The organism is Lysinibacillus sp. CNPSo 3705 (genome assembly GCF_028674935.1).
In the GTDB taxonomy this organism is placed as follows: Bacteria; Bacillota; Bacilli; order Bacillales_A; family Planococcaceae; genus Lysinibacillus.
In genome coordinates this window covers 104608-128485 of sequence record NZ_JAQZSD010000005.1, presented here as the reverse complement: position 1 = coordinate 128485, position 23878 = coordinate 104608, and the positions used below count along the sequence as shown (strand labels likewise).

General features: G+C 38.2%; 22 protein-coding genes, 1 pseudogene and 1 riboswitch. Of the genes and pseudogenes, 8 read left to right on the top strand and 15 right to left on the bottom strand.

Features of this window, described 5'->3' with window-relative positions; all coding sequences use genetic code 11:
- Positions 1 to 130 precede the first annotated feature (130 nt).
- Both PVA17_RS03520 and PVA17_RS03515 read right to left on the bottom strand, forming a co-directional pair.
- The gene (locus tag PVA17_RS03520) at positions 131 to 835 is read right to left on the bottom strand and encodes a response regulator (RefSeq protein WP_132357718.1); all 705 of its coding nucleotides are present in this window, start codon (positions 833 to 835) and stop codon (positions 131 to 133) included.
- The gene (locus PVA17_RS03515) at positions 836 to 2437 is read right to left on the bottom strand and encodes an ATP-binding protein (RefSeq protein ID WP_274066896.1); all 1602 of its coding nucleotides are present in this window, start codon (positions 2435 to 2437) and stop codon (positions 836 to 838) included.
- A 389-nt stretch (positions 2438 to 2826) separates the two neighbouring features.
- Between PVA17_RS03515 and PVA17_RS03510 the strand changes: the two genes are divergently transcribed.
- Positions 2827 to 4089 (top strand): dicarboxylate/amino acid:cation symporter, encoded by a 1263-nt coding sequence (locus PVA17_RS03510; RefSeq protein WP_132357722.1) that lies wholly within the window; start codon positions 2827 to 2829, stop codon positions 4087 to 4089.
- A 166-nt stretch (positions 4090 to 4255) separates the two neighbouring features.
- On the opposite strand, the gene PVA17_RS03505 is transcribed toward PVA17_RS03510, so the two are convergent.
- The 4 genes and pseudogenes from PVA17_RS03505 to PVA17_RS03490 all read right to left on the bottom strand — a co-directional run bounded on the left by PVA17_RS03505 (position 4256) and on the right by PVA17_RS03490 (position 6888).
- Positions 4256 to 4735: a hypothetical protein gene (locus PVA17_RS03505; RefSeq protein WP_274066895.1), complete on the bottom strand. Its 480-nt coding sequence runs from the start codon at positions 4733 to 4735 to the stop codon at positions 4256 to 4258.
- A gap of 6 nt (positions 4736 to 4741) precedes the next feature.
- Positions 4742 to 5404 (bottom strand): potassium channel family protein, encoded by a 663-nt coding sequence (locus tag PVA17_RS03500; RefSeq protein WP_079559812.1) that lies wholly within the window; start codon positions 5402 to 5404, stop codon positions 4742 to 4744.
- Positions 5405 to 5726: 322 nt separating this feature from the next.
- A pseudogene (locus PVA17_RS03495) lies at positions 5727 to 6068 on the bottom strand (TlpA family protein disulfide reductase); the annotation flags it as partial.
- Between the two features lie 277 nt (positions 6069 to 6345).
- Positions 6346 to 6888 (bottom strand): peroxiredoxin, encoded by a 543-nt coding sequence (locus PVA17_RS03490; RefSeq protein ID WP_248718040.1) that lies wholly within the window; start codon positions 6886 to 6888, stop codon positions 6346 to 6348.
- Between the two features lie 404 nt (positions 6889 to 7292).
- Here PVA17_RS03490 and PVA17_RS03485 point away from each other — a divergent pair, with 404 nt between their 5' ends.
- From PVA17_RS03485 to PVA17_RS03460, 6 genes are all read left to right on the top strand, one after another.
- On the top strand, positions 7293 to 7835 hold the full coding sequence (locus tag PVA17_RS03485) for a helix-turn-helix domain-containing protein (RefSeq protein ID WP_132357730.1): 543 nt from the start codon (positions 7293 to 7295) through the stop codon (positions 7833 to 7835).
- A gap of 17 nt (positions 7836 to 7852) precedes the next feature.
- Positions 7853 to 8959 (top strand): ABC transporter ATP-binding protein, encoded by a 1107-nt coding sequence (locus PVA17_RS03480; RefSeq protein ID WP_132357732.1) that lies wholly within the window; start codon positions 7853 to 7855, stop codon positions 8957 to 8959.
- Positions 8949 to 9761, top strand: a complete 813-nt coding sequence (locus PVA17_RS03475; RefSeq protein WP_132357734.1) for an ABC transporter permease — start codon at positions 8949 to 8951, stop codon at positions 9759 to 9761. The genes PVA17_RS03480 and PVA17_RS03475 overlap by 11 nt, the downstream gene beginning before the upstream one ends.
- The gene (locus PVA17_RS03470; protein WP_132357736.1) at positions 9758 to 10555 is read left to right on the top strand and encodes an ABC transporter permease; all 798 of its coding nucleotides are present in this window, start codon (positions 9758 to 9760) and stop codon (positions 10553 to 10555) included. The genes PVA17_RS03475 and PVA17_RS03470 overlap by 4 nt, the downstream gene beginning before the upstream one ends.
- Positions 10552 to 11625: an ABC transporter substrate-binding protein gene (locus PVA17_RS03465; RefSeq protein WP_132357738.1), complete on the top strand. Its 1074-nt coding sequence runs from the start codon at positions 10552 to 10554 to the stop codon at positions 11623 to 11625. Before PVA17_RS03470 ends, PVA17_RS03465 begins: the two co-directional genes overlap by 4 nt.
- Positions 11626 to 11838: 213 nt before the next feature.
- A complete protein-coding gene (locus tag PVA17_RS03460; protein WP_274066894.1) occupies positions 11839 to 13035 on the top strand; it encodes an MFS transporter in 1197 nt (398 codons plus the stop codon).
- 64 nt (positions 13036 to 13099) lie between these two features.
- A riboswitch (TPP riboswitch) is annotated at positions 13100 to 13207 on the top strand.
- Between the two features lie 36 nt (positions 13208 to 13243).
- Here PVA17_RS03460 and PVA17_RS03455 read toward each other — a convergent pair.
- Positions 13244 to 13603 carry a hypothetical protein gene (locus PVA17_RS03455; RefSeq protein ID WP_274066893.1) on the bottom strand — a complete coding sequence of 120 codons (360 nt, stop codon included), beginning with the start codon at positions 13601 to 13603 and terminating at the stop codon, positions 13244 to 13246.
- 219 nt (positions 13604 to 13822) lie between these two features.
- Between PVA17_RS03455 and thiW the strand changes: the two genes are divergently transcribed.
- A complete protein-coding gene (gene thiW, locus PVA17_RS03450; protein ID WP_274066892.1) occupies positions 13823 to 14323 on the top strand; it encodes an energy coupling factor transporter S component ThiW in 501 nt (166 codons plus the stop codon).
- Between the two features lie 62 nt (positions 14324 to 14385).
- On the opposite strand, the gene PVA17_RS03445 is transcribed toward thiW, so the two are convergent.
- The 8 genes from PVA17_RS03445 to PVA17_RS03410 all read right to left on the bottom strand — a co-directional run bounded on the left by PVA17_RS03445 (position 14386) and on the right by PVA17_RS03410 (position 23871).
- Positions 14386 to 14865: an EVE domain-containing protein gene (locus tag PVA17_RS03445; RefSeq protein ID WP_248718035.1), complete on the bottom strand. Its 480-nt coding sequence runs from the start codon at positions 14863 to 14865 to the stop codon at positions 14386 to 14388.
- An 18-nt stretch (positions 14866 to 14883) separates the two neighbouring features.
- A complete protein-coding gene (locus tag PVA17_RS03440) occupies positions 14884 to 15189 on the bottom strand; it encodes a hypothetical protein (protein ID WP_274066891.1) in 306 nt (101 codons plus the stop codon).
- A 195-nt stretch (positions 15190 to 15384) separates the two neighbouring features.
- A complete protein-coding gene (locus PVA17_RS03435; protein ID WP_132357747.1) occupies positions 15385 to 15807 on the bottom strand; it encodes a MarR family winged helix-turn-helix transcriptional regulator in 423 nt (140 codons plus the stop codon).
- A gap of 434 nt (positions 15808 to 16241) precedes the next feature.
- Positions 16242 to 18839, bottom strand: coding sequence for a VWA domain-containing protein (locus PVA17_RS03430; protein ID WP_132357749.1), 2598 nt, complete (start codon positions 18837 to 18839; stop codon positions 16242 to 16244).
- On the bottom strand, positions 18823 to 20568 hold the full coding sequence (locus PVA17_RS03425) for a vWA domain-containing protein (protein WP_274066890.1): 1746 nt from the start codon (positions 20566 to 20568) through the stop codon (positions 18823 to 18825). The genes PVA17_RS03430 and PVA17_RS03425 overlap by 17 nt, the downstream gene beginning before the upstream one ends.
- An 11-nt stretch (positions 20569 to 20579) precedes the next feature.
- A complete protein-coding gene (locus tag PVA17_RS03420; protein ID WP_132357753.1) occupies positions 20580 to 21455 on the bottom strand; it encodes a DUF58 domain-containing protein in 876 nt (291 codons plus the stop codon).
- Positions 21452 to 22447 (bottom strand): AAA family ATPase, encoded by a 996-nt coding sequence (locus tag PVA17_RS03415; RefSeq protein ID WP_132357755.1) that lies wholly within the window; start codon positions 22445 to 22447, stop codon positions 21452 to 21454. Before PVA17_RS03415 ends, PVA17_RS03420 begins: the two co-directional genes overlap by 4 nt.
- Positions 22448 to 22458: 11 nt before the next feature.
- Entirely contained in the window at positions 22459 to 23871 is a 1413-nt protein-coding gene (locus PVA17_RS03410; protein WP_274066889.1) for a hypothetical protein, read from the bottom strand.
- Positions 23872 to 23878: the final 7 nt, after the last annotated feature.

Sequence of the window (23878 nt, the reverse complement as noted above, 5' to 3'; positions counted from 1 at the left end):
TTATTCACTCTATTAAGTTTTTCATCAACCCTTCATATTCCCAAAATCTAAAAGCAAATGATACTTCCCTATCCCTTTAGTTTCCCCTATAAAAAATGTATTAAACAACTTTATAAGTCACTCATTCGGATTAAATATAATATCGATGGATAGGACGGCCCACATTTCCATATTGTATATCCACCTTTAATAGATTTTGTTTTTCTAAAAAATCCAAGTAACGTCGAGCTGTTACACGAGCCGTTCCAATATACATGGACACTTCTTCTGCTGATACGGCTTCGTTACTCTCTTGAATATAGGCAAGTACCTTGTCTAATGTCGCTCGGTTAAATCCCTTTGGTAGCTCGTCAATTGTTATTGTCTCAGTGATTGGAGGAACAACTATTTGCTCAGGGTTTCGTTTCTGCATTAGATGATCCACATCATGCTGTGTTAGATCCTGCATACCACTTATTTTCTTTCTATAAGCTTGATAATTCTTTAAAGTTTGTTCAATTCGTTCAAACGTAAAAGGTTTCATAATATAATCATAGACGCCTAGGTGTAATATTCTCTGTACAGTTGACATATCATTCGCAGCAGTTACGGCAATAACATCAACTGGAATATGTTCCTCGCGAATTTTTCCTAACGTAATAATGCCATCCTGCTCTGGCATAAAAATATCCATAAAGACAAGTTCTGGATTTAGCTGCTTAATCTTCGCTATCCCTTCTATCCCATTGCCAGCATAGCCTATCAGTGAAAATCCTTTAATTTGCTCAATAAATTGCCTGTTCACTTCACGTACCATTGGGTCATCTTCAATTAATAACACATTTATTACATCCATCTACTCTTCTCCTAACTCAAATAAGATTAAGAAACTTGTCCCTTTCATAAATTCACTCACTACCTCAATATCGCCATTACCTTTTCTTATTATTTCACGTATTAAATGCAAGCCGATACCGCGATTCTCACTTGCCTTTGTAGAAAATCCACTTTCAAACATACGAGCTTGCACCTCTTCAGACATCCCAATTCCATTATCAGAAACTGCCATTGCTAGCACACCGTCATGCTCATCTACAGAAATAGCTACATATTTATCATGCTTTGAAAGAACATTTAGTGCTTCAAAGGAATTTTCAATTAAATTTCCTAACAAGACGACAAAATCGTGGTGATCTAATAATGGTGGAAAGCGTTTAAAATGACTTTTTCGATCAATTTCTACTTGTATGCCTAATTCCTTACCATAACTAACTTTACTTAGCAATAATCCTGAAATATTTTCATTATGAAAGCGTTCATTCAAAAACTTCGTTAAAGAAGCTTCATTTTCGGTAGTAGCTGTCACGTATTCAAGTGCCTGCTTTGTATGTCCCAATTGCAGAAGTCCTGCAATAGTATGAAGCTTATTTTTATGCTCATGTGTTTGTACACGCAGTGCTTGAACAAATGCTTTTACACCTGTTACTTCTTCCGCAAGCTTTTTAACTGCTGTTAAATCTTTAAACATAGCAACTGCTCCAACTAGCTCACCATTCACAATAATCGGGACACGATTACTCAAAATACTATGATGATTAATGTAGAGCTCTTGATTGTATACTGGTGTTGCTGTTTCAACAATTTCAGGCAATCGTGTGTCAGGCAAAACATCATAAATCTTTTCTCCGATACAATCCTCTATCTTTCTAGTAACTCCTAATATATCAGCTGCTTTTTCATTAAAAATTGTAATATTCATTCCTTTATCGACCGCTATAATGCCTTCATGCATAGCATTGAACGTTTCTGTTCGTTCCACATACATCTTGGCAATCTCATGGGGCTCAAGCCCAAACATTTGCTTTTTAATATGTCGGCCAAGTGTATAGGCCCCCCAAATACTAAAAACAAGAGATATAACAATAGTAATAAAAATTTCATGCTCATAATTTTGCAACATTTCTATAAAAGTTGGCAGTGAATACCCTACAACGACAATGCCTACTTGTACTTTTTTGTCGTCAATAATAGGGACAAACGCTCGAATCATTACACCCGCTTCCCCTTGCGCCTTCGTTACATAATAATGCTCACTGAAGGAAGCATTTAAATCCTGTGATTCACTACGCTTCCCTATTTCTTTATTAACTGGGTGAGATAGTTTAATACGATCCATATTCATGACTACGATATATTCTGCTTTATTAACAACACGAATTCCATCTACAATTTTGTTGACATTTTTCGCCGCTTCTTTAATATTGTCATTTTTCAAATGCATACTGATTTCTGGCACATTTGATACAGTCCGCGCAACGAGCATAGCACGCTGACCAAACTCCTTTTCTTGCTCAGTTAAGAGGTTTCCAAGTACAAAAATGCCACCAAGTAAAAAGGAGAATGCAATGATTAAAAATGTCACTAGCAGGATTTTGCCGTTTACAGGCATTTTTATCATTTAATATTCCTTCCTTTCCAAATGCTAAGTCACTTCTATCAATGATATGCTTTTAAGATTATCTTCAAAAAAATCTTTTGACAACTGTTATAGTTGACATAAGGAGGAGAAAGTCATGAACTTAATGAACAATATTACGAAAAATTGACATAAAACGAAATTTTCTATCATTAATTATTTTTGTATTATAACAATAGTAATTTTTTCGTAGAGTATCATAACAGTTTAAGTTATTGAAAACACTACGTTTTATTAAAAAAAATGGATGAATGTACTTAATGAACGATATGTTTCTTATTTTCTAAATCTCTTTTCCCTTAAAGGATTCGCTATGATAATGCTAGTAAAAACGATATCAAAGAGAAAATTTAGAAAAGAGGTAGCATAAAGTGAAATTACTGAAAAATCTGACCGTTCAAGTTATAGCTGCAATTATTCTAGGGGTGATTGTTGGCGCTATCTTCCCTGAGTTTGGGGCAAGCCTTAAAATCTTGGCTGACTTATTCATTAAGCTAATTAAAATGTTAATCGCTCCTATTATCTTCTTAACAGTTGTAATCGGAATCGGTAGTATGGGGGATATGAAAAAAGTTGGAAAAATCGGCGGAAAAGCGTTACTGTATTTCGAAATCGTCTCTACCATTGCCTTAGCAATCGGTATAGCTGTTGCATTAATCGTTAGCCCTGGTACAGGTTTAGATACTTCGGGTGCTTCCGATGCCGATATCTCAAAATATACAACTGCTGCAGCAGAGTCTGAGCAAGGCTTAGGTGCTTTCATCTCTAGCATTATTCCTGAAAACGTTGTAGGTGCACTTGCAACAGGACAATTACTTCCTGTGTTATTCTCTGCCATCTTGTTCGGCTTAGCGGCTGCTTCTATTGGCGCACCTGCAAAACCTGTCATCACATTTTTTGAACAAGTGGCAGAAATTTTCTTCAAAATCGTAAGTATGGTGATGAAAATATCTCCAATAGGTGCTTTTGGTGCAATGGCCTATACAATTGGTAATTTTGGCTTGAAATCGTTAGGCAACTTAGGTCTATTAATGGCTGCAGTATACATTACAATGTTCATATTCGTAGTCCTTATTTTAGGAATGATCGCAAAATTTTTCGGCTTCAACATTTTTAAATTTATCGCTTATATAAAAGATGAGATTTTCTTAGTAATTGGTACTTCATCATCTGAATCTGCCTTGCCATCTATGATGCGTAAATTGGAAAACTTTGGTTGTTCTAAACAAGTTGTTGGATTAGTAGTACCAACCGGTTATTCCTTTAATCTTGATGGGACGTCCATCTACCTATCAATGGCTGCCTTATTTATTGCACAAGCATACGGAATGGAATTGACATGGATTCAAATCATTACACTTCTTGGGATTTTAATGATTACATCTAAAGGAGCCGCTGGTGTAACAGGTTCTGGTTTTATCACATTAGCAGCAACACTTGCTGCTTTCCCAATGATTCCTGTCGAAGGGATTGCGTTATTAATCGGTGTTGACCGTTTCATGTCTGAGGCACGTGCTGTAACAAATTTAATTGGTAACGGTGTAGCTTGTGTAGTCGTATCAAAATCGGAAAAGGAATTTGATGTAGAAATGCAAGAACGTGCACTTCAAGGAAAAAATACTATTGTATCGTAACGAAGTAAAAGTAAACGCTCCACTCCTTTACCCGAGGGATCAAAGTGACCTCACTTTCGCCTAGACGCTTACTATGTTCTAGTTGATCCACAGGCAAAAATCTAATTTTCCTTACCGACATGGAAGGGTAGTGATCGCAGCTAGTTGCTGTTTTCACTACCCTTTTTTATTTAATATATTGTTCAAGTAAACGTTGCGTATTTGTTGATTGTTCAAGTGCTTTTTTCTCTTTTGCCCAATAAATCAAATATTGCTGATCCCCAACATTAAAAACCATCTGCTGTAATTCTTCACTGAGCTCAGAGCTAATCGCAACTTTTAAAATATCTACCTCATATAAAGGCTCTCCTTTCATTTCGTAAACAATATGATAAAGTGGTTTTTCTTCAAATATAGCTCGTTCTTTTTTGCTTAGTTTCTTAACATGGCTAAGCGGATAGTTTTCAATATAGGCTTTTGCATCTTGACCTGTTGCACTAAATAAAGATTGCTCCCCTTTAAAAAGCTCGATCGCATCTATTTCTGCTGTGTGATCTAAAATACGAGAAATAGCCTCTTGCTCATTTTTGTCGCGAGATTGCCATGTAAAAGCGCCAATAAGAATAATTGCCGCAAATATAACTAGTTTCCATCTTCGTTTATTCATTTTTCATTACCCATTTAATGCCTTTTTGACAAAGCGGTTAATATCTACATCAGCCCCAATGACAAGCATAATATCTCCTAACAAAATTTTATCACTCGCCTGCGGAGATACGATGATATCTGCACCACGCTTAAGACCTACAATATTAATCCCGTACTTTGCACGAATATCTAGATCCATAATAGAGTAACCTGCAATCGCATCATTGGCTTTAAGCTCCATAATTGAATGTTCATCTGAAAGCTCTAAGTAATCGAGCACTGTATTTGACAACATATTATTGGCAATACGTATCCCCATATCTCGCTCAGGATGCACGACAAAATCTGCGCCAATTTTACGCAGTACTTTTTCATGGTAATCATTCTGAGCTTTTACAGTAATCTGCTGAACACCAATTTCTTTTAAAATAATCGTCGTCAAAATACTAGCCTGAATATCTTCACCAATCGCAACGATAACATGCTCAAAATTACGAATACCTAATGAATTTAATACCGATTCATCCGTTGAATCTGCGATAACGGCCTGTGTGGCAATCGAAGCAAACTCGTCCACCCGCTCTGAGGAATGATCTATCGCCATAACTTGTGCGCCTTGGCTCATTAATTCGCGAACAATGCTTCCTCCAAAACGTCCAAGTCCAATGACAGCAAACTCTTTTTTCATCATTAAAAATCCCTCCGAAAACTACTATACCCTTATTGTAACGTATTCTTTGCTATATGTATCGTCAAAACAAGAGACTATTCGTCAATAAAAGCGGAATCTCCTGCTCCTATTCAAAACCACTCGGTTCTCTTTTATATTTGAGGTGCTTCTTAGGACGTACGGTTTGATAACTTTTTCGTTCGGGTCTCGCTTGATTTGATCGTATTACTCCTTTACACTCGGGTCGGATCTGGAACCTTACACTCGATCGATTCCCCTCCCGTATTTTTTCAATAAAAAAGACGAGGAATACAATATCCCCGCCTCGTAATCTGCTCTTTTATGCGTTGCGCATTTCATCTAAAACACGATTCACACGTTTTTCTAGCATTTTCATACCGCTACCACCAGCTTGCATATGACGAAGCTGACCTTCTTTATCGAACACAAAATACGCTGGTACGTATTGGTTTTCAAATGCATCCGTTAGCTTTAATTCGCTATCCACAAAGATTGGTTGAACAATGTCATGCTCTGCTGCTACTGATTTGATGGTTTCTAAATTTGTATCTTCCTCAGAGCGTGGCATATGCACTGCAATAACGTTTAACTCATCTTTGTATTGATCACGGAAATTATTCACATCCGGCATTGCCTCTTTACATAAATGGCAACTAACTGACCTCGCTTCGCTGCAGGGTCTCGGGCCAACACGATGTTGGTCACGAAGGCGTTATCACAGGATGTGATGCTTTTAGCCTTCGTTCCTCTATTGCTAATCCCTAAGGAGTCGCCCAGCCTCCACTCCAATCAACTTATTTACATAGTAGACGTTTTAACAAAAGTCATCCTCAATTTTTGGTGATGAACCTTTTTCTATATCAAGTTTAAAAAAATCCCCACAAACTTGCTGTGGGGACTGTTTTATTTGTTAAATCATCAATTTCGCAAGCCTTGAATTATAGAGTTGCTTGACCTGGGCGCCAGTTTGCTGGGCAAAGACCACCAGTTTGTAAAGCTTGAAGTACACGTAAAGTTTCGTCTACATCACGGCCGATGTTGTTATCGAATACTGTTTGGTATTTTAATTCACCTTCTGGGTTGATGATGAATAAGCCGCGTAGTGCGATACCTTCTTCTTCAATTAATACACCATATTCTTGTGAAATTTGGTGATTTGTATCTGCTGCTAATGGGTATTTTAACTCACCAAGACCATTTTTAGTGCGGTCCGTGTTAATCCAAGCTAAGTGAGTGTGGATTGTATCAGTAGAAACACCGATTACTTCTGCATCTAAGTCTTCGAACTCATCGTAACGATCGCTCATTGCAGTGATTTCTGTTGGACATACGAAAGTGAAGTCCATTGGATAGAAGAAAAGAACTGTCCATTTGTCTTGTGCTTTAATGTCTTCTAACGATACTTTACCAAATGATTTGTCTGGAAGTACTGCTTCCATTGTAAAGTCAGGTGCTTGTTTACCTACCATGCGTTCTGCCATTATAAATCCCTCCGATTATATGTAGTGGATATATTCCATTCGCACCAGCGAACTCGTCTTCTACGATAACAGAGTAATCGTAGTTTTTCAAACAAGTAAACTTCACAAAAGTGCACATATTAAATTATCTGACAAATTTCCGTCAAATCCCCAAATGGAATAGCTGCTACAGCCTATTTATTAGCTATTTTTAACAATTTTATTCTAGTTTAAACAAATTTTTTCTACGCTACATTTATGTATAATTTCTAAAAATTTCATCTACTTTTTTTTACTAAAAAACGATTGCAAATTCTTTTTTATTATGTATAATTGTAATGGTTTTAGTAAACTAAAAGTTTCGTTAAAGTAAACTTCGTATTTCAAAAGTTTATGATTGCTAAACTTCTTCTAGGAGGGAAAAGATGCAAATTGGAGCAAAAATCAAAGCGCTTCGTTTAAAAAAAGGTCTTACCCAAGAGGAACTTGGAGAACGCACAGATTTAAGTAAAGGGTATATCTCTCAATTAGAACGTGATCTAAATTCACCTTCCATTGAAACTCTTTTTTCATTATTAGAAGTTTTAGGATCAACACCTAAAGAATTTTTCGATGATGAAGCACCTGAACAAAAGGTTGTATATACAGAAGAAGATCAATCCACTTATACAGACGAAGAAAAAAAATATGAAATTCAGTGGCTCATTCCTACTTCAAATGAAAAAGAAATGGAGCCTATTTTCTTGACACTTGCTGCTGACGGGGAATTCAAACAGTTTGAGCCTTCACTCTCAGAAACATTTATTTTTGTTGTTGAAGGGCGTATTCGTCTCGTTTTAGGAGATGAACAATACATAGCGAGTAAAGGCAATGCTCTCTATTTTGACGCGACAGATCATCACCAAATTTTTAATGCACATGCTGATGAAACAAAAATTTTACTTGTCGCAACGGATTCATATTTATAGCTTAAGGAGGCGCATCTATGACAACGAATTCGATTATCCGCTTTGAAAATGTTTCAAAGTCCTATAATGACGGCACTGTCGTCTTAAAAAACATTAACTTGGAGCTAGAAAAGGGTAAATTCTATACACTGCTAGGTCCTTCTGGTTGTGGTAAAACAACTATTTTACGTATGATTGCTGGATTCACAGAACCGACTACAGGAGATATCTATTTTCATGATAAAAAAATCAACTCCGTGCCAGCAAATGAACGCCAAGTAAATACTGTTTTTCAGGATTATGCGTTGTTCCCTCATTTAAACGTCTTTGAAAACGTCGCATTTGGACTTCGTATAAAAAAGCTTCCTGAAAGTGACATTAAAAAACGTGTTGCTGAAGCATTAAAATTCGTTAACTTAGCGGGTTATAGCAATCGTGAAATTTCAGAGATGTCAGGTGGTCAACGTCAACGTGTTGCTATTGCTCGTGCGATTGTAAATGATCCTGAAGTAATCCTATTAGATGAGCCTCTTTCTGCTTTAGATTTAAAACTGCGTACAGAAATGCAGTATGAGCTACGAGAGTTACAACAACGCCTTGGAAAAACATTTGTCTTTGTCACACACGATCAAGAAGAGGCACTTGCCATGAGTGATGAAATATTTGTTTTAAGTGAAGGTGAAATACAACAATCTGGTACACCAGTAGATATTTATGATGAGCCGATTAACCGCTTCGTAGCTGATTTTATTGGTGAATCAAATATTGTTCCCGGCGTGATGATTGAAGATTTCAAAGTTGAATTTGCTAGTAAAGTTTTTGAATGTGTTGACCAAGGAATGAGACCAAACGAAAAAATTGATATTGTCATTCGACCAGAGGATTTAGAAATGACAACAATCGAGAAAGGCAAACTTGTCGTAAAAGTTGATACTCAATTGTTCCGCGGGGTGCATTATGAATTATCCACTTACGACAAAGATGGCAATGAATGGCTCGTGCATTCATTGAAAAAAGCTGAAGTAGGGACAGAAATTGGCTTAGACTTCGATCCAGAAGCAATTCATGTAATGCGCTTAAATGAAACAGAAGAAGAATTCGATAAACGTTTAGAGGCGTATGGAGACGACGAAGATGCAAACTAAGACTTCGAAAACAGCTTTATTCCCTTATGTTTTATGGATTGCATTTTTCGTTATCACACCGATTGCCCTTGTTGGTTACTATTCCCTACTAGACATACATGGCAATTTCACGCTCGATAACTATAAAGCATTCTTTACTTCTGTCTATTTAAAAATGACATTAAGTTCATTCTGGTATGCGTTTTTAATTACGTTCTTTACGTTACTTGTTTCGTATCCAACAGCTTATTTTTTAACAAAAACGAAATATAAACAGCTTTGGCTTTTACTAATTATTATTCCTTCTTGGATTAATCTTTTGTTAAAAACATATGCCTTTATCGGGATTTTCGGCTTGTACGGCCCAATAAATGCATTTATCGAAGTACTTGGTTTTGATCCAAAGCAAATGCTATTCACTGACCTTAGCTTTGTGTTCGTATCCGTTTATATTTTTATTCCATTTATGATTTTACCGATTTTCAACTCATTGGATCGTTTAAATCCGGCTCTTATTTATGCAGCACGTGATTTAGGAGCATCTGCCTTTACAACATTCCGACGCGTTATATTGCCTTTAACAATGGACGGTGTTAAATCAGGCATTCAAGTTGTATTTATTCCTGCATTATCGCTTTTCATGATTACTCGTTTAATTGCAGGAAACCGTGTTATTACACTTGGTACAGCTATTGAACAACAATTCCTTGTAACCCAAAACTGGGGAATGGGCTCAACAATTGCTGTGTTCTTAATTTTATTTATGGTTATCATTATGTTAATTACAGGACAGAAGAAGGATAAAGGAGGTCGCGTACGATGAAAAAACTATCTGCTACAGCAAGAGTGTATTTAGCGATTGTTTTTATCGTTTTGTATGCACCTATCTTCTATTTAGTATTCTATTCGTTCAATAGTGGCGGATCGATGAATCATTTTGAGTCCTTTACGTTAGAACATTATAAAGCTGTCTTTGAGGATTCACGTTTACTCGTCATTCTCATTAATACAGTGATCGTGGCATTACTCTCCGCATTGATTTCTACAATCATTGGAACACTAGGAGCAATTGGCATTGTCACTGTTAAAGATTCAAAAATGCGCAACACACTACTTTCTTTAAACAATGTATTAATTGTGAGCCCGGATGTCATTATTGGTGCAAGCTTTTTAATTTTATTCACAATGGTTGGTATTAAATTAGGTTTTACTTCTGTGTTAATAGCACATGTAGCGTTCAGCGTCCCAATTGTTGTACTAATGGTCTTACCGAAACTATTAGAAATGAATAAATCATTAATCGATGCTGCATTAGATTTAGGGGCAACGAAAAAAGATGTTATGATGCGTGTTATTTTACCGTATATTCAACCTGGTATTTTTGCAGGGTTCTTCCTTGCCTTAACCTATTCTCTAGATGATTTTGCGGTAACGTTTTTCGTGACAGGTAACGGCTTTAGTACTTTATCTGTTGAAATTTATTCGATGGCACGTGCAGGTATTTCCTTAACAGTTAACGCTATTTCTGGTTTAGTATTCTTTGTAACGGTTATCGTCGTTGTTGGCTATTACTTCATTACAAGCCGCGCTAGTAAAAGAACGGGGGGAACTCAATGAAGCAATTAATTCAAGCAACAATCGCAATCCTTGTCGTTTCCGCCCTACTATTCTATGCCGCTGATGCCCTAAGTGCCGGAGGTGGAAAAAGTGGTAAAGATACATTAACCATCTTTAACTGGGGAGAATATATAGACCCGGATTTGCTGAAGCAATTTGAAAAAGAAACAGGCATTCACGTCATCTATGAAACGTTCGATTCCAATGAAGCAATGATGACAAAAATTCAACAAGGTGGTACAGCTTACGATATCGCCGTACCTTCTGAATATATGATTGAAAAAATGAAGGAAGAAAACTTACTTATTCCTTTAGATAAAACGAAAATCCCTAATTTAAAAAATATTGATCCTTATTTTTTAGATTTACCATTTGATAAGAACAATAAATACTCTGTCCCATATTTCTGGGGAACAGTCGGCATTGTCTATAATCCAAAGCTCGTTGGAAATTTAGACTTCTCATCTTGGAAAGATTTATGGGATCCTTCATTAAAGCGTAAAGTCTTTTTAGTAGACGGTGCACGTGAGGTGATTGGTATGGGCTTAAACAGTCTTCGCTACTCTCTTAACTCTTTAGATAACCAGGAGCTACGTAAAGCTACTGATAAACTAATCACATTGTCGCCAAATGTTAAAGCCATTATCGGGGATGAAATTACACCGCTGATGGTTAATAATGAAGCTGCTGTGGCACTCACTTGGTCTGGTCAAGCAGCAGACATGTTATCAGAAAATGAAGATTTAGACTTTGCTGTACCAAAAGAAGGCTCAAACTTATGGTTTGACAATATGGTTATCCCAAAAACATCAAAAAATATTGATGGTGCACATGCTTTCATTAATTTTATGTTGAAAGCTGAATCGGGTGCTAAAAACGCTGACTATGTAGGCTATTCTACTCCTAATATTGCAGCGATGAAGTTAATGGATAAAGAAGTTGTATCTGATAAGCGCTTCTATCCTTCTGAAGAACAACGTAAAACATTAGAAGTTTATAAAAACTTAGGTCCTGATTACTTAGGCAAATACAATGAGCTGTTCTTGGAATTTAAAATGAGTATTCGATAAACTATTTTAATCCATTCAAAGCTGTTCTCACGTTACAAACGTTGAGAGCAGCTTTTTTTCGTTTATCTGGAAGTAAGCCTCTGCAGAAAAACTAGCCGGCCGTTTTTGAGAATCCGCATATCTTTACTAGTAAATCTCAGACTTATAGTCAATAGCAAACGTATAAGCCTTGTGGTAGACTGTAGTATATTTGATGAAAGAAAGGGGTATTCGATGACCCAGCAGAAGTCTAATAAGGCGGCTTTGTATATTTTAATGTTTAATATGTTTATTGCAATGGGGAGTATCGGAATTATTATTCCTGTCATGCCTGAGTATTTAAAATTATTTGGTGCCGCAGGACAAGTACTTGGCATGTTGATTGCAACGTTCGCCTTCGCACAATTCGTATTTTCTCCAATTGCTGGGAATCTTTCCGATCAATACGGTCGTAAAAATCTCATTATTTTCGGTCTTATCGTAACAGGACTTGCCCAAATTAGTTTCGGGCTTTCTACAGATGTGTGGATGCTCTTCCTGGCACGCTTTTTTGGTGGCCTTGGTTCCGCATTTGTGGCACCTCCTATAATGGCTTTTGTGGCAGACGTCACAACGTATGAGGAACGAGGAAAAGGTATGGGAATGATAGGGGCAGCAATGTCCTTTGGTTTTATGATCGGACCAGGTATCGGTGGATTCCTATCAAAAGTTAGTTTGCATTTTCCATTTTATACTGCTGGATTTGCAGCAATCTTAGCAGCTATTTTATCGTTCTTTTTATTGCCTGCTACAAAACCGAGCACAGCGAAAAAAGCGCAGAAGCAGGATAATCTTGCAAAGCAAATGGCCCGTTCAGTCCGAATGCCTTATTTTGTCATGCTAATTATCATGCTTGTATTCTCTTTCGGGATTGCTAACTTCCAAACAACATTATCATTATTTGTGACAGATAAGTTTAATTACACACCTACTGATATCGCCATTATATTAGTTATGGGTGGCGCTTTTGGCGTTGTTGTACAGATGTTTGTTATTACACCGCTGTTTAATCGCTTCGGCGAAATGAAAGTAGTGCTAGTCAATTTATTTATTGCATCCATTTCGATTTTCTTAATATTATTCGCATCTGGATTTGCACTTATTTTAATTGTAGCGACCATCTTCTCTACAGCTACGACATTGATTCGCCCTGCTGTCAACACACTGATTTCAAAGCTTGCTGAAAATGAACAAGGCTTTGCAGCTGGCTTGAACAATGCGTATATGAGTCTTGGTAATATGATTGGTCCAGCTCTAGCAGGTATATTATTCGATTGGAATATGAACAGTCCTTATATATTCGGGTCTATTATTTTAATGGCTTGCTTCTTCCTTGCTCTTATTTGGACAATGAAAAAAGCGCCACACCTTATGCATCCTGATACAAAATAGTCTGAAAAGTTATTGACTATTTTTAATGGTATGCTACATTATTAGGAGAAAAAATAAAGTAAATTCTTACCACTAGGGGAGTCTTTAAAAGGCTGAGACGTATATGGTCATATACGGACCCTTTGAACCTGATCTAGTTCACACTAGCGGAGGGAAGTGTCGACACTTGCTTTTTTATTTGTAGATGCAAGGCCGCTTCCTGTTGTTTTTAGGAAGCGGCCTTTTGACGCTTTAGCGGCGGTACTTTCCGCGGCGATTTTCTCTGCTTTTGCGGCAGTACTTTCTTGTTTCGCGGCGATTCTCTCTGTTTTTGAGTCAAGACCTTAATATTGTATTGTTCTTCAACTCTGACTTTTTTAGTCAAATTGTCCAGCTTAGGTTGGAATTTGCTGCTAAAAGTGTGAGTTGCGCCGCTAAAACACGAAATTCCGCCGCTAACCAAGCAAGTTGCGCCACTAAAACTTGAAAGAGTCAGAATCGCTGATAAAAGAGCCAGAATCGCTGATAAAGCATCAAACATCGCTGATAAGAGAGTCAAGTCCTTAATATTGTGTAAAATTCTATACAATGTTCTTCAACTCTGGCTTTAGTTTTGTCAAATTGTCCAGCTTATGTTGGAATTCGCCGCTAAAAGTGTGAATTGCGCCGCCAACCAAAGAAAGAACGCTGCTAAAACACGAAATTTCGCTGCTAACCAAGCAAGAAACGCCGCTAAAACACGAAATTCCGCTGCTTCAGCTCTTTTTGCGGTGGTATTAACATTTAACATTTCAAAGGAGTGGAAATTATGTCAATTCGAAAATTAACAATCATGGCCATACTAGTAGCAATTGCCGTAGCTGGTTCTACCTTCGTTTCAATACCAACAGGAATTGCTCGTGCCTACCCTGTCCAGCATGCCATTAATGTTATCGGTGCTATCTTTCTTGGACCAGTGCCTACTGTTATGGTCGCCTTTGTCACAGCTATTATTCGTATTTTAACAGGCACAGGCTCATTACTAGCTATACCTGGCAGTGTTATTGGCGCTCTATGTGCAGCTCTTGCCTATAAATACAGCGGCAAGCAATGGCTTGCAGGTGTCGGTGAAATGTTTGGGACAGGTATCATTGCCTCACTTATCGCAGTACCTTACGCACATTTATTAATGGGGACATCCGTTGCTGCTTTATTTTTCATGCCAGCCTTTTTAACCTCAAGTACTATTGGTGCTGTCTTAGGTATTGTCGTTGCTAGGTATTTGCGTAAGACAGTATTTGTAACTAACCTAAACACTCTGCTTAAATAATAGTTAAAAACGTTACTTTCTTCATGGCAATGAAGAAAGTAACGTTTTTTGGTCAACCAAATTCACCCATACTTCAATGGTAATCCCATTTCATGAGCAATTAATAAAAAGTCCTTTTTGCTTATTTCAAAATGACCAAATCTAAATTTATAGCCATATTTCGATTTGTCTTCTACAAATTCTAAGTAATCTAAAATCCTTTTTATTGGCACAGCTTTTGCATCTTTATAAAAGTCTATATCTCTTCTAAAAGGAATAAAATTTTCTGACATTTGGAACTCGTATATTCGCTCGTCCTTTATTCTTCCTATTGCGGTAAACGCTCTCACAGGCTCATTACTATCTAGACTTTGTTTAGGAGAATAATAAATAATCCAATCTCCTTTTGCCATTCGTTTCAAAGGTCTTTCTTTACCATGACATAACTGACCGAATCCTCCCTCAATCCCTTTTTGCACATGATTAAGAGATACCACGCCAATCCAATATTTCGTGTCCCTTTCAGGCATAGGAAGAGGATTTTTATTAGCATATAATGACATCGCTTCTTCTATCCCCCTTTATTTTGGAATCATTGCTAACGATTTTATTTTTTCGTTTTCTAGAATTAACCTTTCCTCTAAAATCACTGGCTTTGGCAAACCATCCCAAGTAGTTGAAACTGTAGCAATACACTCTGTATCATCACCTTCAATATTGTGGATAGTTAATTTAAAGCCTTTCGGCATAGGCGACGTGTAAAAGTTTTGTATTTCTTTTTTTCCTTTAAAAATTTCACCTTTAAAATTTTTTAATTCACCATGATCCGCATACATGTCAGATAAATCCTGACCCTCTATTTGCGCTCTTTTCAAATACTCCTTCATAACCTCTACCGCTTTTATATGTCATCCCTCTTTCTTTTTATAGATATGGTTAGGCCTGCGTGATGCAGGTCAGTTAGCCTTTATCGCATGGATGCGATGATTTTAGGCTAACATCCTTTAAGAACTCTTTTCCGAATCCGTGACATCCGCCGGAAGTTTAACTTCTTTTAGCAGATTGCTGAAAAGAGTTAAATCCTATCCACGATTTTCATATACTTTTTTCAATATGCTTTTCAACAGTTCTTTTTCTTCTAACGAAAGTACGTTTAACACTTCATTCTCTGAAATCGAAAGGGTCTTCGATAACTCTTCTGCCAAATCCCTCCCCTGTTCCGTAAGACATATTAAATTCTCTCTTCTATTTTCTGGATTTTTCTCCCTATAAACATAATTTCTTTCTTCTAAACCATCGATAAAAAAGCGGACACTATTTTTATCTAACTTTAAAATCTGCCCTATTTGAATTTGACTAAGTTTTTTTTCTTTTACAGCAATCATGATCCCGACTTCTCTAGATTTCATTTGATATTTTTCACTAATATACTTCTCGAGATTTTCCTCTAAAGCCTCACCTAATTTAAAACTTAGGAAACCAAAGGAATTCATTATATTAGTCATTTCAGATCCTCCACATTATTAGTACCAAAAAATGATAGTAATATTTTATTACTATCATCCATTATTACATTTGTGTATATTATTTACAAGGAAAATTTTACTTATCATAAAAAAGATCTGTTTGCTTTCAATTGACTCATCGTCATAATGGTTAATTTCCGTTCCTACTAGCGCTTTGTACCGTCGCTTCACTTTCGCACAGAGCAAAGCTTCCTGACGACGTCCGTTGAGCCACTTCGCTTCGCAGGTAGGGCCACATCTGTGACGCTGTGATCTGGCCCCAAGTAGTCGCCCAGTCTTCACTTCAATCAACTAATTATTCATGGTATATGCTTTAAAAACTGTAACGCCGAGCTTTTGATAATAACCCAAAAATAGAATGATAAAAAACGATGGCTCATTGCTATAAAGCAATGAACCATCGTTTTAAATGACTAAGGTCGTTTTTTCATGCCCTTTAATAGCTGGGCAACATTTGTGTCATCTTCCTGTATCTGTGTTCTCTCTACAGGCTGCTCTTTTTTCTTCGGCTTAGTTAAGAAGCGCCAACCGAAGCGGCGGATGGTAATATCAATAAAGAATAGCAACATTCCTGCTAATAAAAGCCATGTCGCAATATTTTGACGTTCCGCACCTTTTTTAGTAAATTCACGGAATACATCGCTCGGTTCTTTTAAAACAGAGCCGCCTGTTTGCTTGGTTAGTGCTTCGATTAACTTATCATTCACTGAGCGTAATTCATACTCTGCACTATAAGGTACACTTAAGCCTGCCTGGTAAATGGTCTGTTCTTCATCGGCAATGCGGAAGAAGATGAGTCCTGGTTCTGCTTGTACGACTGCTCGAACTTGTGATGCTGAAATAGTTTCAAGTTGTGTATCAAGTTCTTCACCTGCTTCATTGACAGCAACAATATCTAAGAACGCCGCTTCATTTGTTGGATCAGTGATGACAAATGAGCCGTCTGATTCTAGACGTACATCATAGGCAACATCATTATAGCTTGGTAGCATTTTTGAAATAAGCGTTTGCCAAAAAGTGCCCCAATTTTGCCATCTTGCCCAGTCCCCTGTCCATTTTCCTGTCGAATCAGCAGTAAAGGCAAATGTTTTGCCAAGGCCATATTGCCACTCTGCTAGTACTGGATCCTCTTTCTCACTTTCTGCAATAACAGTAGCTCCCTGCTTTGCTGTTGTACCAATATAAGCATTCATTTTAGGTACACCATTTGCAAATAACGTATTCCAGCCAGCCGCATTAAATATAGTTGGATAGAATGGGTTATCCTCAATATATGTGCGTGATATCATGGCAGTTTCACGAGATAAAATGGAGGGGATCGTCTGCTCATCAATAACATCGTAGAAACGCCCACTGCCCATCTCACTGAGTGCTTCAAGTAAATTGGCATCAGCATCCTGACCAATTGCAACCGTTGATAAGGTTATGCCATTGTCTTTTCCTTGTGCAATTAAGTCCTCATAGTTTCCTGGCTGAGACTGACCATCAGTTAATAGAATAATATGCTTACGCTGTAGCTTTAAATCAGCTAGATTTTCATAAGCTTTAGCAAGTGATCCATATATTTCGGTACCTCCCCCTGGCGTTACAGATAAAATCGTATCCACCGCTTCTTCCTTATCGCCAAGTGGTCCTGTCTCAATAATTTCCCAAGGTCGATCATCGAAGGCTATAAACCCGAGCGTATCCTCATCTCGTAGCATTTCAACTGAACGAGCGGCCGCTTCTTTTGCAAGCTCTAGCTTTGCACCAGACATACTTCCCGAGCGGTCAAGGACGATAACTAGCCCTAATGATGGCAATTGCTCCTTACCTTTAATCTCCATTTCAACAGGTAGTAAAGTTTCGATTGGTGTTTTAAAATAACCGCCTAAACCAAAGCTATTTTCACCACCGACCATTGTAAAACCGACACCGAAATTTTTCACGGCTTGCTCAATGACATTCATTTTTGCCTCGCCTACTAAATGCCCTGGCACATTATCAAAAATGATGGCATTGTATTGTAAATAACTAGAAAGTTCATTTGGTAGACTTTTAGCATTTACAACATCGTAGGCAATTGATTGTTTACCTAATGCCGCTGCAATTGGTGATGCCGTATCATAGCCATTAACAATTAGTAAATGTGGCTCACTTTGCACCATCGTGACGCTTGTTAATTTATTATTTTCAAAAATTGCATCCTGCTCTACCTGTACGAGTGCCTCATATTTGACAAGCCCTTCAGCTGTTGCTGAATGTTTAAACGTAAAGACATTTGAACCTTCTGTAAGTTCCACTGCTTCACGGTGAATAAGCTTATCGTTTTCGTATAGTAATAGCTCACCTTGTTCTGCTACCGTTGCATTTATTTCAGCGACTAACTGCTGCTGCTCACCTACATAAGCAACTTGTGGTGTAACAAAGCTTTTCATGGATACATCCTTCGCAACAGGTTGGTTAAACGGCATTACATCAATGCTAATATTTGACCCTTTAACCTTCGATGCAAATTCTAAGGCATCCCCTTTTGTTTCATTGCCATCCGTTAAGAGCACAAGTCGTGTCGCTTTTTTCGGATCTACAATACCTGAAGCAAGCTGTAGACTCTGTTCAATATTTGTTTGATCTGTTGCTTTTATAGCTGTAAACTTCGGCACTTCCTTCAAAAACTTCGATAAAATGGCTTCCGTTTGTAACGTCGATGAAAAAGAATAAATCCCTGCAAGCTGTTCATCTTTTTTCGACTGTAAACTTTCCGCTATAAAATTGGACATCTTATCATCTGTACCATTCATTGAAGCAGAACGGTCAGCTAAAAATAATACTTGTTCTTCCTTTACGGGCAATAAAATATAGGGCCCTGCAAGTGCAAAAACCAAACAGCATATAGCCACAATACGAATACCTAGTACGACGATATGGCTTTTTTTTAGTCGCTGACGTTCACGCCAATAGGTCCATCCAAAATACATAAGCAACGGAAGTAAAAGCAACAATGCTAATGGCATATCAATTCGTAAATCCACGACGTCGTTGCACCTCCCACTCTAAAACAAATAATACTAAGATGATAAGGATAAGCCAAGGTACGAGCGATGTTTTCGATATTTCTTCCTTACCATTGTCCGGAAGCTCTCCAAGTGTATAGCTTGTCCCCTTTTCAATCACACGCTCTTGTGCTTGAAGCTGTACGATGAAGCGCTTTTCTTCATCCTTTGAGCGAGCTGTATAAATTCCTGGCTTCATTGGTGCTGTTAATAGACCATTCGTAATGGACGATAAAAACTCATCTTCCTGCGAATAGACACTCCAATCACCTTGTGTTAAAGCAACTGCACGTTGCTCATTTGGTGTGAAAATACCAAGTGAACCAATCGATGCTGAAAGCTCCTGTTCAGCACTCCATAAAAATAATGGGAATGAAGGATGCAACGGCCAATCTGTATCTGCAATATCAGCTAATACAACAATATCTCCTTTAGGTGAACGCTGAATAAATGGCTGGTCTCCAACTGATGCAATCGTTTTATAGTTGTCGAATCCAGGATATACAGTACTGACGTAAATATCTTTTAGCTCACTAAACGCAAACAGTGCATCACTTGTTGTACTGATTTCCCCAGTAGCTTCAACCTTCTCAACATCATCCCGTCCAAATAATACAATTGGCTTGTCCATCTTTTCGAGTAGCGCCGTCTGATTTGTCACAACAGTGGCATCCAAATTGTCAGCCACTTGTGAAGATGGAACAATTTTCACGCTACTATTAATCGTTTGCAAACCTTTTTGAATGAGCTGATGCATACTTTGATCGACAACTACTTTTGAAGTTGCTGTTTGTAGCAATACAGGCTGTGAATTATCAACAGCATAATCGTCCTTAGCATCTATCTTGGCAGTCATAGTATCTTCTAATGGAAGGTCTTTGAATGTTTTTGTTATAGCTTCATTTGGAGGTAATACAACACTCTCCGCTACTATTTCCTTACCTTTAATATTTTCTATCGAAAGTGTTACGTTTTGCTCTTGGTCCGTATCATTTTGTAACTGTACAAGTGCCATAGCAGATTGTCCATCTGTAGTAGCAGCAAAACGTGTCATTGCGATATTTGTTAAATCTTTTGCGGATCCTTTTACGATCCATTTCACCGTATCTTTTTCCATCGGTAATTGCTTTTTATTGAGCGCATCTGTAAAGACATAAATAGATGTTGGTGTGTTACCGACAAAAGCCTGTGCCACATCTAAAGCTTTATTCATTTGTGCTGCCTCATATGTTACTTGTAACTCTTGAATAGCTTTTTCAATATCTTTACTCTTTGTTTCCTGCTGTAATATAGCTTTTGGCGTATTGCCTGTTGTAATGAGTGTCACAGGTCTTCCGTCAAGTTCATTAACTAATGACAGCATTTCTTTTTTATGTGTATCAAATATTGACTGCTCTTTCCCAGCTAACATCGTTGCAGACGTGTCTACTATGAAAATCGTCTGCGCACCAACAATTGTTGACTTTTTAACATATGGATTCATTAATGCTAGTACGAGTAAAAGAAGCGCAAGTAGTTGCAAATAAAGCAGTGCGTTTTTTTGTAAGTGTTTTAAGTATGGTGACACACGGGTTTCTTGCATAATTTCCGACCAGAAAAGTGTGGAGGATACGGTTTGATCGGTATATTTTTTTCGAAAGAAATAATATAGAAGGACAATGACCGGGATGATGGCCGTCCAGCTAAAAAGTATTTGACTAAAGCCCAATACGGCTCACCTCACCTAATCCAATGTGCTTTTAATAATTGTTGGAAGATGGCATGCTGCAATCCATCCTCTACTTTAAGCTGTAATTGTCGAACACCGAAGCGTCGACAAATTGCTTCAAATTCCTCTTCATGTAATAAACGTCTTGCCCTATATGTGTCCAGAACTTTAGAAGACATCGTAACATTTACATCTCTACCCGTTTCACGATCTAGTAAGCGTACGTCGCCCGTATACTCCGGTGCTATTTCTTCTTGCGTAACTATTTGCAAAATACGGACATCCCCTGCAAAACGCGGTAGCCTTTTTAAAAGTTGCTCCCATTCATCGATTGGCTCAAGTCCGTCTGTCACAATAAATAGTACGGTACTATCTTTAGGCAATGCTTTGAAAGCTCCCTGTGCGAAGCTATTTGTATAGGTTGCTTGCTCAATCTCTGTGATCACCTGTAAAAAGGCGCGACGATACATGGCACCTTTACGACGAAACGGTGGCCTCACCTCATCCTGCAGAAAAGAAAAAGATAAGCGATCATCGCGACCGAGCACCATTAGACCAAGTGAGGCAACAATTTGCCGGGCAAAAGTCCATTTTGCTTGATCGCCCATAGATTTAGTTGTATCTAGCAAAATGTGTACGCGCATTTCTTGTTCATCTAAAAACCGTTTAATGAAGTATTTATCAGTTCTCGCAAAGACGTTCCAATCCACCTGGCGTACATCATCACCTAGATGGTATTCACGAAAATCTGAAAAATCGAGCGATGCCCCAAAGCGTTGCGAACGGTGCGAGCCCTTGTGCTGCCCACGTAATTTGGAGGCCGTTGCCACTTGGAAGCGACTGATTTTCGCTAACCAATCTTCGGGCAATAATAATTTTTGTGTCACCTGCTAACACCTTGCTGTACTTTTTCTAAAATGACATCAATCACATCGTCTGCTGTTTTACCTGAAGCCTCCCCTTCATAATTCAATAGCATTCGATGGCGTAGCACTGGCTTAGCTACAGATTTAATATCCGCCACAGACACGTGGAAACGCCCATTCATAAGCGCTCTTGCCTTTGCTAATTTAATTAAACTTTGTAAACCTCGAGGACCGCTACCATACATGGCATATTGCTTGACCTCATCAATGGCATCCACTCTCTCAGGATGTGTAGCCACAACAAGGTCCGTCGCAAATTCGAGCATTTCATCAGCAACGAGTACTTCCTTAACCATTTGCTGCGCTTCAACCAGTGCTTCTGTATCCATGATCTTTTGTAAACCAATTTCATTAGCGCCTGTTGTACGCTTCATAATTTCCATTAGCTCACTTTTCTCAGGATACGACACAAGAATTTTACATAGGAAACGGTCCATTTGTGCTTCTGGTAACGGGTATGTTCCCTCCATCTCAATCGGGTTTTGTGTTGCTAAAACGAAGAATGGTCTTGCCATCTTCTTTGTATCTCCTAAAATTGTTACAGTTTTTTCGCCCATTGCTTCAAGCAGTGCACTTTGTGTTTTTGGTGTTGCTCGGTTAATCTCATCCGCTAATACCATTTGGCTAAAAATCGGACCAGGCTGGAACGTAAACTGCTGCTTGCCATCGACTGTGCGCTCAATCATGCTTGTCCCTGTAATATCCGCTGGCATTAAATCTGGTGTAAATTGAATTCGTGAAAATGATAAATCTAGTACTTCAGAAATTGTACGAATTAACATCGTTTTCCCTAAACCCGGAAGGCCCTCTAATAATGCATGTCCGTCAGCAAGGACTGCGTATAATGTATAATCAATGGCTTCCTCTTGGCCAACGATAAAGCGATGAATTTCTTCCTTCACTTGTTGTAATTTCGTGCTCATTTCAACATATTGTTGCTCTGTAAATGCCATACCTTTTCCTCCTACTTAGACTCAATTGACGTGAAATAAGATTGCACGACATTTTGTAAATCCTTCGGTAATTGTAAACGCTCTGAGCTTTCTAAATAGCTATCTTTATAGGAACCTATAACTTCCTCATACGGACGGATAGACCCTTTAGTAATCGGGCCATTTCCTTGTTGTTCTGAAACATGTGATCCCTCTCCTAATGCCCCACCATCAACTGAAGTCTGACTAGAGCCACCAATTCTTGGTGTCGTTAATAAATCGCGGCCGCCCTGTCCTGTGCCTGCACCTTGACCTGAACTATTGCCCCGACCTTGTCCTTGACCTTGACCTTGTCCCTGACCCTGACCTTGTCCCTGACCTTGTTGATTGCTTTGATTCGATCCTTGCTTCTGACCTTTACTATTAGTCTGTTGGGATCCATTTTGAGAATTAGTTTGGCCTTGTTGTCCTGTTTTACCTTGCTGATTGTTCGGCTGTGAATTCCCTGATGAATTTTGATTTGGATTATTATTGTTGTGCTGATTGTTGTTAGCACTATTGGCACCTGCTATAGCATTTTGTAGCGTAATGCCTGCAGGTTTCCCAAGCTTGCTCATAGCTGTCTGAGTAGCATTTGCATTTTGCGTTAGCTCCTGCTGCATTTGGGCGAGCTCCTGCAATTGCTCCACTTCTTCCTTTGATAAACCTTTGTCGTCAGAAGCACCCTCCTTACTAGCTGCTTGCTTATCCTTTAATTGTTGCTCCTTTAAAGCAAGCTCCTTTTGCTTTTTCACGACTTCCCGTAATGCCTCTTCCGCTGTTTCTGTCTTTTTTAACGTATTTTGCAATTCTTTTAATTGCTCTTTCACTTCTTTTGTTTCTGCTTTTTTCTCTAATTTAGCAACTTCCTTCTTTACGTCTTCAATGACAGCTTTTTCTTTTTCCACCTCAATTGCTTCAATTTGTGTAGCTGCCGGGAACATATAAAGAATGGCCAGTACGACAGCGGTTCCAAATAAACCAATCAATGCTTTTGGACGAATCAAATTTTTCTTTCGAGCTTTAAAATCAGCAAACGCTTTTTCAACGTTCTCGATTGCTTTCGTTAGTAGAGATTGAACGAGTGGGTCCTTATCGTCCTCGAACGATAAGGCTGTCACAAGCTCATTGTGAGAAAAATAATCATCCAGTGTATGCAATGCTTCCTTTTCTTTTATACGCTTCCACCACATAAACAGCACTGTTGCTAGTATGACAACGATAAAGATAGCAAGAGCTGTTTGGCGATAATACGGCCAAACAAAGAGCCGTGAAACAAGGAATAGGGCAGCACTCGAAAGCAATGCCAAAAACAAGCCGTACTGTGCAATTGGAATGCTTCTTTCTACTGTTAAACTCGTCTTTGCACGTTGAATATATTTTCGTAATTGCTTACGACGCTCCATAAGGTTT